This window comes from Streptomyces sp. SID5910 (assembly GCF_009862125.1).
Lineage (GTDB): Bacteria > Actinomycetota > Actinomycetes > Streptomycetales > Streptomycetaceae > Streptomyces.
In genome coordinates this window covers 1-9,311 of record NZ_WWHX01000638.1, presented here as the reverse complement: position 1 = coordinate 9,311, position 9,311 = coordinate 1, and the positions used below count along the sequence as shown (strand labels likewise).

Here is a 9,311-nt window from a genome sequence, read left to right as displayed (position 1 = left end):
TGCACCCGCCCCGTCTACGACCTCCGCCCGGGCTCGCCCGACCTGGCCTCCTTCCCGCGCGCCGAGTGGCTGAAGGCGGCCCGCCGCGCCCTCACCGCCGCCCCGCACGACGCCCTCGGCTACGGCGACCCCCGCGGGCGCCCGGAGCTGCGGACCGCGCTGGCCGGCTACCTCGCCAGGGCCCGCGGCGTGCGCGCCGACCCCGAACGCCTGCTGGTCCTCGGCGGGTTCGCGCACGGCCTGACCCTGCTCGCGGCCCTGCTGAAGGCACGCGGCGTGCACACCGTCGCCGTCGAGTCGTACGGCCTCCACGTGCACCGCGACCTGCTGACCGCCGCCGGACTGCGCACCGTCCCGCTGCCCTTCGACGCGCGCGGCACCGACCCCGTCGGGCCGGACGGCGCGGGCGCCGTGCTGCTCACGCCCGCCCACCAGTTCCCGATGGGCGTGCCCCTGCACCCCGACCGGCGGGCCGCCGTCGTGGACTGGGCGCGGCGCACCGGAGGACTGGTCCTGGAGGACGACTACGACGGCGAGTTCCGCTACGACCGCCAGCCCGTCGGCGCCCTCCAGGGCCTGGACCCCGACCGCGTCGTCTATCTCGGCACCGCCAGCAAGTCCCTCGCCCCCGGCCTCAGGCTGGCGTGGGCCGTGCTCCCGCCGGGCCTCGCCGACGACCTCACGGCATCCCGCGGCGGCCTCGACACCAGCGGCGTGCTGGACCAGCTGACCCTGGCCGAGTTCCTGACCTCCGGCGCCTACGACCGCCACGTCCGCTCCGCCCGTCTGCGCTACCGGCGCCGCCGGGACGCCCTGGTCGCGGCGCTCGCCGACCGCGCGCCCGCGGTGCGGGTCACCGGGATCGCGGCCGGCCTGCACGCCGTCCTCGGACTGCCGCCCGGCACCGAGCAGCAGGTGGTCCGCGCGTCGGCCTGGCAGGGCCTCGGCCTGTACGGCCTGTCCGTCTTCCGCCACCCGGAGGCCGTCACCGAACCGCGGGACGCCGTGGTCGTCGGCTACGGCACCCCGCCCGACCACGCCTGGACGGGGGCTCTGGACGCGCTGTGCCGGGCGCTGCCGTAGAGTCCACCCGCGGCGCGGGCCGTACACTCGATCGGCCCAACTGTCGTACACCTGCGCGGACAACGGGGAGAGACGGACATGGCGGAGACCCGGCGACGGCTGCGGTCGAGCACGGTGGTGCTCGGCGGCATGGGAGTGCTCGCGGCGGCCCTGAGCGCGTGCGGCTCGGACCCCGACCGCCGCTGCGTGGACCGCGACAGCTACGACTACCTCAACGGCTACAAGGTCGTCGCCGACAAGAACTGCAAGTCGGGCTCGTCCGGCAGCTCTTCGAGCAAGGGCCGCAAGACCTCACGCGTCACCGACGCCGACTGGTACTACGACGCCGACGTCAGCAGGGGCTGGGCCGACTCCGGCACCTTCAGCCGCGACGAGGCCGTCGACCGGGGCGGCTTCGGCTGCTCGGGCTCCGGCAGCGGCGGCGGCTGACCCCCGTGGAACGCCGTACGACCACCCCGCGCCCCGGCTGGCAGCAGACCGTCGAGGAACAGGGCCTCATCTACCCCCTCACCCGCTACCCCGACGACTCCCTGCGCCCCTACTGGGACGAGAGCGCCTACTACGTCTTCTCCCTGCCCGAGGTGGAGGCGCTGGAGGAGACCGTCGAGGAACTGCACCGCATGTGCCTGGCGGCGGCGGAGCACATCGTCACCGCCGGCCGCTTCGGCGACCTCGGCATCACCGACCCGCGCGTCGTCCGGGCGGTCACCGAGGCCTGGCACCGCCGCGCCGAACTCCCCTCCGTCTACGCCCGCTTCGACCTGCGCTACGACGGCACGGGCCCCGCCAAGCTCCTGGAGTACAACGCGGACACCCCGACCTCCCTGGTCGAGGCGGCGTCCCCGCAGTGGTTCTGGATGGAGGAGCGCTTCCCCGGCGCCGACCAGTGGAACAGCCTCCACGAACGCCTCGTCGACGCATGGAAGAAGCAGGCCGCCCTCCTCCCGCCGGGCAGCCCCCTGTACTTCGCCCACTCCTCGGAGGACGAGCTCGGCGAGGACCTGATGACGGTCGCCTACCTCAAGGAGACCGCCGAGCAGGCCGGCCTGGCCACCGACTGGCTGGCGATGGAGGAGATCGGCTGGGACCGCCTGTCGGGCCGCTTCGTGGACACGAAACTCCGCTTCATCCGCGGCATCTTCAAGCTCTACCCCTGGGAGTGGCTCACCACCGACCGCTTCGCCGGCCACGTCCTGGACACCCTCGACAACGGCGGCGGCACCGGCACCACCCTGTGGATCGAACCGGCCTGGAAGATGCTCCTCAGCAACAAGGCCCTCCTGGCCATCCTCTGGGAGCTCTACCCCGACCACCCGAACCTCCTCCCGTCCTACCTGAACGGCCCACGCGACCTGGCCACGACGACGGGCTGGGTAGCGAAACCCCTCCTGGGCCGAGAGGGCGCAGGCATCACGCTCCACAAGCCGGGCACGAACCCAACCCCGCGCGACGAACCGTGCTGCTACCAGGAACTGGCCCCCTTGCCCACCTTCGACGACAACCACGTGGTCCTGGGCGCGTGGGTGGTGGAAAACGAGTCAGCGGGCCTGGGCATCAGAGAGTCGAGCGGCTTGATCACGGACGAGTACGCAAGATTCCTACCCCACGTGATCCTTTAAAGAGGCGTCGGGAAAGGCGCCCCGTCAGGGGCGCGGGGCTGTGACATGTGCGGCTCCGCCGCGTGGGCGCGACCAGCCACAACCCACCCGCACCCCGAGACGCACAGAACCCCGCAGACGCGTTCCGGTACGCTGACCGCGGGGCCGTGACTGGCGCGCAGGGATGGAAAAACCATCGGGGAGCGGCCCAGGAAGAACACGTGCCGTGCGCCTGGGCCGACCCGAACGCCGACCACAACGTCCGGAGACCCCCATGCCCGCAGACCTCACCCCCGAGTCCGTCGCCTACCGAGCCGCGCTGCAAGCGATCCGCACCGTCGAGCCCCGCGTAGCCGACGCCATCGGCCAGGAGCTCGCCGACCAGCGCGAGATGCTCAAGCTGATCGCCTCGGAGAACTACGCGTCCCCGGCCACCCTGCTGACCATGGGCAACTGGTTCAGCGACAAGTACGCCGAGGGCACCGTCGGCCGCCGCTTCTACGCCGGCTGCCGCAACGTCGACACGGTCGAGTCACTCGCCGCCGAGCACGCGCGCGAGCTCTTCGGCGCCCGCCACGCCTACGTCCAGCCGCACTCCGGCATCGACGCCAACCTCGTCGCCTTCTGGGCCGTGCTCGCCGACCGCGTGGAGGCGCCGTTCCTCCAGAAGACCGGCGTCCGCCAGATCAACGACCTCTCCGAGGCCGACTGGGCCGAGCTGCGCCAGGCCTTCGGCAACCAGCGCATGCTCGGCATGTCCCTCGACGCCGGCGGCCACCTCACCCACGGCTTCCGCCCGAACATCAGCGGCAAGATGTTCGACCAGCGCTCCTACGGCACGGACCCGGCCACCGGCCTCATCGACTACGAGGCCCTGCGCGCCCAGGCCCGCGAGTTCAAGCCGCTGATCGTCGTCGCCGGCTACTCCGCGTACCCGCGCCTGGTGAACTTCCGCATCATGCGCGAGATCGCCGACGAGGTCGGCGCGACCCTCATGGTCGACATGGCGCACTTCGCGGGCCTCGTCGCCGGCAAGGTCCTCACCGGCGACTTCGACCCGGTTCCGCACGCCCAGATCGTCACGACGACCACCCACAAGTCGCTGCGCGGCCCGCGCGGCGGCATGGTCCTGTGCGACGACTCCCTCAAGGACCAGGTCGACCGCGGCTGCCCGATGGTCCTCGGCGGCCCGCTCCCGCACGTCATGGCCGCCAAGGCCGTCGCCCTCGCCGAGGCCCGGCAGCCCGCGTTCCAGGACTACGCCCAGCGCATCGTCGACAACGCCCGCGCCCTCGCCGAGGGCCTGATGCGCCGCGGCGCCACCCTGGTCACCGGCGGCACGGACAACCACCTCAACCTGATCGACGTGGCCTCCTCCTACGGCCTCACCGGCCGCCAGGCCGAGCAGGCCCTGCTGGACTCCGGCATCGTCACCAACCGCAACGCCATCCCGGCCGACCCGAACGGCGCCTGGTACACCTCCGGCATCCGCATCGGCACCCCGGCGCTGACCACGCGCGGCCTCGGCACCGCCGAGATGGACGAGGTCGCCGGCCTCATCGACCGCGTCCTGACGGCCGCCGAGCCGGGCACCACCAAGTCGGGCGCGCCCTCGAAGGCGTCCCACGTCCTGGACGAGAAGATCTCCGACGAGATCTCCCGCCGCGCGACGGACCTGGTGGCGGGCTTCCCGCTGTACCCGGAGATCGACCTCGGCTGACCGCACCCCGCAGCGGGGAACTGCGCGATCAGCCACCACGATCCGCAGTTCCCCACGCACAGAGCCCCCCGGTCGCTCTGAGACAATGAAGAACATGGCCTCTGAACGTCCCCGCGTGCTCTCCGGTATCCAGCCGACCTCCGGCTCGTTCCACCTCGGCAACTACCTCGGCGCCGTCCGCCAGTGGGTCGACATGCAGAACACCCACGACGCGTTCTACATGGTCGTCGACCTGCACGCGATCACGGTCCCGCAGGACCCGAAGGTGCTCCGGGAGAACACCCGCGTCGCCGTCGCCCAGCTCCTCGCGGCCGGTCTCGACCCGGAGCACTGCACCCTCTTCGTGCAGAGCCACGTGCCCGAGCACGCCCAGCTCGGCTGGCTGATGAACTGCATCACCGGCTTCGGCGAGGCCTCCCGGATGACCCAGTTCAAGGACAAGTCCGCCAAGCAGGGCAGCGACCGCACCACCGTCGGCCTGTTCACGTACCCGATGCTGATGGTCGCCGACATCCTGCTCTACCAGGCCGACCAGGTCCCCGTCGGCGAGGACCAGCGCCAGCACCTGGAGCTGACCCGCGACCTCGCCGACCGGTTCAACCAGACCTACGGCGACACCTTCACCATGCCGAGCGCGTACATCCTCAAGGAGACCGCGAAGATCTACGACCTTCAGGACCCGACCGCCAAGATGAGCAAGTCGGCGGCCACCCCGAAGGGCCTGATCAACCTGCTCGACGAGCCGAAGGCCACCGCGAAGAAGGTCAAGAGCGCGGTCACCGACACCGACACGGTGATCCGCTTCGACCGGGAGCACAAGCCCGGCGTCAGCAACCTGCTGACGATCTACTCCACGCTCACCGGCACCACGGTCCCCGAGTTGGAGCAGCAGTACGAGGGCAAGGGATACGGCGCCCTGAAGACGGACCTCGCCGAGATCATGGTCGAGTTCGTGTCGCCCTTCCGGGAGCGCACCCGGCAGTACCTGGACGACCCCGAGACCCTGGACGCGGTGCTGGCCAAGGGCGCGGAGAAGGCGCGCGCCGTCGCCGCGGAGACCCTCGCCCGGGCCTACGACGGCATGGGATTCCTGCCCGCCAAGCACTGACCGGCGGTGCCCCGCCGAGCGCCCGGCACGCCACCGTAGCGCTGCACATCACTCCGGTTGCGCCTGCCCGGGACGGGGTCGTGGCCGTACAGTCGATAACCGGGTGGCCGCATCGGCGGCCACCGCCGCGCGCCGGTGGGCGGGCGGCACCGACAGAACGACAGGGAGACGACGTGGGGACCGTAACGATCGGCGTGTCGATCGCGGTCCCGGAGCCTCACGGCAGCCGGCTTCAGCAGCTGCGCGCGGGCTTCGGCGACGCCGCGGCGCACGGCATCCCCACGCACGTCACGCTGCTGCCGCCGACCGAGATCGACGGCGCGGTACTGCCCGCCGTCGAGTCGCACCTGGCCGAGGTGGCGGCCCGCGGCCGGCCCTTCCCGATGCGGCTGTCCGGCACCGGGACGTTCCGCCCGCTGTCGCCGGTGGTCTTCGTCCAGGTCGTCGAGGGCGCGGCGGCCTGCTCCTGGCTCCAGAAGCGGGTCCGCGACTCCTCCGGGCCGGTCCCGCGCGAGTTGCAGTTCCCGTACCACCCGCACGTCACGGTCGCGCACGGCATCGACGAGGCCGCGATGGACCGCGCGTACGAGGAGCTGGCCGACTACGAGGCACAGTGGCCGTGCACCGGCTTCGCGCTCTACGAGCAGGGCGCCGACGGGGTGTGGCGCAAGCTGCGCGAGTTCCCGTTCGGCAGCGCGGTCGTGCCGCCGCAGGCCGGACGCGTGGAGAGCGGCTCCCTGCCCACCCGCTAGCCGGCCTCACACCGGAAGCCGCCGGAACACCGCGCGCGGCAGGTGCCGCACCGCCGACATCACCACCCGCAGCGCGCCCGGCACCCACACCGTCTCCGAGCGGCGCCGCAGCCCCAGCTCGATGGCCGACGCGACCGCCTCGGGCGTCGTCGCGAACGGCGCCTCCTCCATCCCGGCGGTCATCCGCGACCGCACGAACCCGGGGCGTACGACCATGACGTGCACGCCCGTGCCGTGCAGCGCGTCGCCGAGGCCCTGCGCGAAGACGTCCAGGCCGGCCTTGCTGGAGCCGTAGATGAAGTTGGCCCGGCGGGCCCGCTCCCCGGCGACGGACGACAGCACCACCAGCGAGCCGTGCCCCTGCGCCTGGAGCGCGCGGGCGCTCACCAGCCCGGCCGAGACCGCGCCGGTGTAGTTGGTCTGCGCGACCCGCACGGCGTTCAGCGGCTCGCGCTCGTCGTGCGCCTGGTCGCCGAGGATGCCGAACGCGAGCAGCACCAGGTCGACGTCGCCCTCGGCGAACACCTTGCCGAGCGCCTCCTCGTGGGACTCGGGGTCCAGGGCGTCGAAGGCGACGGTGCGCACCTCGGCGCCGAGGGCGCGCAGCTGCCCGGCCGCCTCGTCCAGCGCGGGGGAGGGGCGCCCGGCCAGCCACACGGTGCGGGTGCGGCGGGCGACCAGGCGGCGCGCGGTGGCCAGCGCGATCTCGGACGTACCGCCGAGGACGAGCAGGGACTGGGGGAGGCCGAAGGCGTCCTTCACGACAGCTCCAGAGGGGTCACAGGGCGAGGTCACAGGGCGAGGCGCCGGGACAGGTCGGACATGAACACCCCGCGCGGGTCCAGCTCCGCGCGCAGGGCGCGGAAGTCGTCCAGGCGCGGGTACATCGCGGCGAGCAGCTCGGGCCGCAGCCGGGAGTCCTTGGCGAGGTAGACCCGGCCGCCCGCCTCGGCGACCTCCTCGTCCAGCTCGTCGAGGAACGCACCGAGCCCGTGCAGTCCGGCCGGGACGTCCAGGGCGAGGGTCCAGCCGGGCACCGGGAACGACAGCCAGCCCGGGTCGGCCTCCCCGAACCGCTTGAGGACGGCGAGGAAGGACGGGCAGCGGTGCGCGGAGATGCGCCGCACGATCCGGCGCAGGGTCTCCTCCCGGCCGTGACCGACGACGAACTGGTACTGCACGAAGCCGCCGCGGCCGTAGATCCGGTTCCAGTGCGGCACCCCGTCCAGGGGGTGGAAGAACGTGGGGATCCGCTGGAGCTGCCCGCGGCGCGCGCGGGGCGCCTTGCGGTACCAGAGCTCGTTGAACAGGCCCACGCTCGTCCGGCTCAGCAGCCCCTCCGGCAGGAAGGCGGGGGCGGCCGGCAGGCGGGAGGTGCGGAAGGCCAGCGGCTCGCGCCGGGCGCGGGCGGGCAGCGCGTCCAGCGGCGCGTGGTCGCCGCGGGTGAGGACCGCGCGGCCGGTCGCCGCGCCGCGCGCGAGGAGGTCGATCCAGGCGACCGAGTAGCGGTAGCGGTGGTCGGTGGCCGTCAGGCGGGCCATGAGGTCGTCGAGGTCGGCGGCGCGCTCGGTGTCCACCGACATCAGTGACGTCGCGACCGGCTGGAGCCGCACCGTCGCCGTGAGGATCACCCCGGTCAGGCCCATGCCGCCGGCGGTCGCGTCGAACAGCGGCGTGCCCCGCTCCACGGTGCGCACCCCGCCGTCGGCGGTGAGCAGCTCCAGGGACAGCACGTGCCGGGCGAACGAGCCGGACACGTGGTGGTTCTTGCCGTGGATGTCCGCGCCGATCGCCCCGCCGACCGTCACATAGCGGGTGCCGGGCGTCACCGGCACGAACCAGCCGAGCGGCAGCAGCACCTCCATCAGCCGGTGCAGGGACACACCCGCGTCGCACAGCACCGTGCCGCCGTCTGCGTCGATGGCGTGGATGCGGTCCAGGCCCGTCATGTCGAGCACGGCACCGCCCGCGTTCTGCGCCGCGTCGCCGTACGCCCGGCCCAGCCCCCTCGGGATGCCGCCGCGTGCCCCGCAGTCCCGGACGGCCGCCGCCGCCTCCTCGTACGTCCGCGGACGGATCAGACGGGCCGCGGTGGGCGCGGTGCGGCCCCAGCCGGTGACGGGGCCCCACTCGGCCACGGGAACGGTGTCGGCAGACATGCCGGTGACCGTATCCCCCCAGGACGAACGATCAGTTCCGGAACATCCCGGCCCTCCCCGAAACGGGTGATTAATGGTATGTCGCCCCATCATGCCGGACTTACCGCGCCGTGGGAGTGAACAGTGAGTCCCCATGGACGACCTCGACATGGACCACCGGATCGTGACGGCGCTCAGAGCCTGCGGCACGGACCCGCGCGTGGCCGGTGCCGCGCGCGCCCTGTCCTGGGCCGGGGAGCACGGAGCGCTGTGGCTCGCGGCGGGCCTCACCGGAGCCGCCGTGGACCGCTCCCGCCGCACGGCCTGGCTGCGGGGCACCGCGCTCACCGCGGGCGCGCACCTGGCCAGCATGGGGGTGAAGCGGGTCGTGCGCCGCCCCCGCCCCGCACACGTCCAGCCCCTGGTGCGCACCGCCGGCCGGCACTCCTTCCCCAGCTCCCACGCCACCTCCGCCGCGGCCGCCGCCGTCGTCTTCGGCGCGCTCGGCGTGCGCGCGGCCTGGCCGCTGGCCGCCGCCGTGTGCGTGTCCCGGCTGGTCGTCGGCGTCCACTACCCGTCCGACGTCGCGGCGGGCGCCGCCCTGGGTGCGCTCACCGCCCGGCTCGGCGCCGGCTGGATGCGGGGAGCGACCCGGTGACCGACACGGCCGTCCTGCGGCAGCGCGCCCCCGAACAGCCCCCGCAGTCCGCCCCGCCCCGCCGCGGCGGCCTCGCGGGCGGCCTGCTCAGGACCGCGCGCCCCCGCCAGTGGATCAAGAACGTCCTGGTCGTCGCCGCCCCGGCCGCCGCCGGGGAGCTGTTCTCCCGCCACGCCCTGGCTCAGCTCGCCCTCGTCTTCGTCCTGTTCACCGCCTGCGCCTCCGCCGTCTATCTCGTCAACGACGCCCGCGAA

9 protein-coding genes, 1 pseudogene and 1 riboswitch are annotated in these 9,311 nt (G+C 73.2%); of the genes and pseudogenes, 8 read left to right on the top strand and 2 right to left on the bottom strand.

Going from position 1 to position 9,311, the window contains the following annotated elements; genetic code table 11:
* From GTW67_RS22540 to GTW67_RS22515, 6 genes are all read left to right on the top strand, one after another.
* Positions 1-1,083 (top strand): aminotransferase-like domain-containing protein (locus GTW67_RS22540; protein ID WP_161166623.1); only part of this gene is annotated, 1,083 nt, incomplete at its 5' end.
* A 78-nt stretch (positions 1,084-1,161) separates the two neighbouring features.
* Positions 1,162-1,512 (top strand): hypothetical protein, encoded by a 351-nt coding sequence (locus GTW67_RS22535; protein WP_161166622.1) that lies wholly within the window; start codon positions 1,162-1,164, stop codon positions 1,510-1,512.
* A 5-nt stretch (positions 1,513-1,517) separates the two neighbouring features.
* The gene (locus GTW67_RS22530; RefSeq protein WP_161166621.1) at positions 1,518-2,702 is read left to right on the top strand and encodes a glutathionylspermidine synthase family protein; all 1,185 of its coding nucleotides are present in this window, start codon (positions 1,518-1,520) and stop codon (positions 2,700-2,702) included.
* Between the two features lie 136 nt (positions 2,703-2,838).
* A riboswitch (ZMP/ZTP riboswitch) is annotated at positions 2,839-2,926 on the top strand.
* Between the two features lie 29 nt (positions 2,927-2,955).
* Positions 2,956-4,401 carry a glycine hydroxymethyltransferase gene (locus tag GTW67_RS22525; protein ID WP_161166620.1) on the top strand — a complete coding sequence of 482 codons (1,446 nt, stop codon included), beginning with the start codon at positions 2,956-2,958 and terminating at the stop codon, positions 4,399-4,401.
* A gap of 94 nt (positions 4,402-4,495) precedes the next feature.
* Entirely contained in the window at positions 4,496-5,509 is a 1,014-nt protein-coding gene (trpS, locus tag GTW67_RS22520; RefSeq protein WP_161166619.1) for a tryptophan--tRNA ligase, read from the top strand.
* A 173-nt stretch (positions 5,510-5,682) separates the two neighbouring features.
* The gene (locus GTW67_RS22515) at positions 5,683-6,261 is read left to right on the top strand and encodes a 2'-5' RNA ligase family protein (protein ID WP_161166618.1); all 579 of its coding nucleotides are present in this window, start codon (positions 5,683-5,685) and stop codon (positions 6,259-6,261) included.
* Positions 6,262-6,267: 6 nt separating this feature from the next.
* Here the strand turns inward: GTW67_RS22515 and dprE2 are convergent, their stop codons facing one another.
* Both dprE2 and dprE1 read right to left on the bottom strand, forming a co-directional pair.
* On the bottom strand, positions 6,268-7,023 hold the full coding sequence (gene dprE2 / locus GTW67_RS22510; protein ID WP_161166617.1) for a decaprenylphospho-beta-D-erythro-pentofuranosid-2-ulose 2-reductase: 756 nt from the start codon (positions 7,021-7,023) through the stop codon (positions 6,268-6,270).
* Positions 7,024-7,052: 29 nt separating this feature from the next.
* Positions 7,053-8,420: a decaprenylphosphoryl-beta-D-ribose oxidase gene (gene dprE1 / locus GTW67_RS37830; protein ID WP_161166616.1), complete on the bottom strand. Its 1,368-nt coding sequence runs from the start codon at positions 8,418-8,420 to the stop codon at positions 7,053-7,055.
* Positions 8,421-8,553: 133 nt separating this feature from the next.
* Here dprE1 and GTW67_RS22500 point away from each other — a divergent pair, with 133 nt between their 5' ends.
* Both GTW67_RS22500 and GTW67_RS22495 read left to right on the top strand, forming a co-directional pair.
* Positions 8,554-9,057, top strand: a complete 504-nt coding sequence (locus GTW67_RS22500; RefSeq protein WP_161166615.1) for a phosphatase PAP2 family protein — start codon at positions 8,554-8,556, stop codon at positions 9,055-9,057.
* Positions 9,054-9,311 (top strand): annotated as a pseudogene (locus GTW67_RS22495) (decaprenyl-phosphate phosphoribosyltransferase); the annotation flags it as partial. The gene GTW67_RS22500 and the pseudogene GTW67_RS22495, both read left to right, overlap by 4 nt.